At 40.9% G+C, this 1,082-nt stretch carries 1 protein-coding gene; it reads left to right on the top strand.

Annotation, left to right across the window (positions count from 1 at the left end; genetic code table 11):
* The first annotated feature begins 199 nt into the window (after nucleotides 1–199).
* Nucleotides 200–598, top strand: coding sequence for a low temperature requirement protein A (locus tag N4310_RS08495; protein ID WP_262092832.1), 399 nt, complete (start codon nucleotides 200–202; stop codon nucleotides 596–598).
* Nucleotides 599–1,082 lie beyond the last annotated feature (484 nt).

Raw genomic sequence — 1,082 nt, 5'->3', positions numbered from 1 at the left:
CTCTTGCTGGAAATTAGAGGGCAAACGTCCCTTCTTTTTTATATGACGGAATACTTCTGGTTTTTAGAAGTGCCCTTAAATGTGCGAACTCTTGGTGCCTGATTGCCCGCCTGCTGCTTTATAAATACGGGATCTGGATCTATTTTGCAGCTGTTATCGCCTCTTTCCTGATGCCTACCTCTATCAGAAAGAGATGCGGTTGGTTCCGATCAATTTTCTCCATCTTGTCGAGCGCATTGCTCTCCTCGTCATTACTTCCTTTGGAAAAGTGATTGTCGGAGTCGCCTCCATCTTCTTCCTCCTGATGGTTGTCTTCCTCTTTCTGATCTATTTCACAGAATTCAACCATACCCTGGATAGCAGCCTCAATACCCTAGGCTTCCGGCTCATTTACAGCCACTATCTAGTTTTCGCAAGTATCTTAATGATCACCGTTTCGATGACCTTTCTTAGTGAACAGGAAGCTAATCACCTCTTTGTTGTTGCCTTCCTCTATGCAGGCCTCTTCGCCTTTTTCTTGGCGATTATTCTCAATGGCGTTTACAATACAAATGGACTCGCTCCTACCTGCAAATCTATTGGTTACTTTTTGCTCTAGGTTTTGTGGCCAGTCTGATCTTTGCCGCTACTCCGCTTATGGTCACCGTCATTACGACTGGAACTATCTTTCTTATCTGGGCACACTTCATTCACTTTTATTTAAAAAATCATCGAAAATCCAATGATTCCTTTGAAATTCATTGGATCTAAAAAAGGGAGTGGGACAGAACTAATTTTTTCAAAATTAGTTCGTAGTCCCACCCCCGCAAGGTTGATTAGGTCGGGTTCGGAGCCTAAAAGGCGAACGAAACTGCCAATCAACTACTGCGTCAAAGGTATTTTGCTAATCATAAAGAGAGGTTCTATAATAAGTTGTGTGGAAAGCTTGCTCTCCATGCAACTTTTTTTGTAATTCAGAGTGCAAAAAAAAAGCAATTTCTAGTAAACTGATAAGTGGAAAAAAATATCAGAATAGGAATTGCTTCATATGGACTATGTTACTCAAAAATTACTCGGAATTCAAGACCTAAACATTACTTTTA

It is taken from the genome of Streptococcus danieliae, assembly GCF_025447695.1.
Classification (GTDB): domain Bacteria; phylum Bacillota; class Bacilli; order Lactobacillales; family Streptococcaceae; genus Streptococcus; species Streptococcus danieliae.
This window is presented reverse-complemented; position numbering and strand designations above follow the sequence as displayed.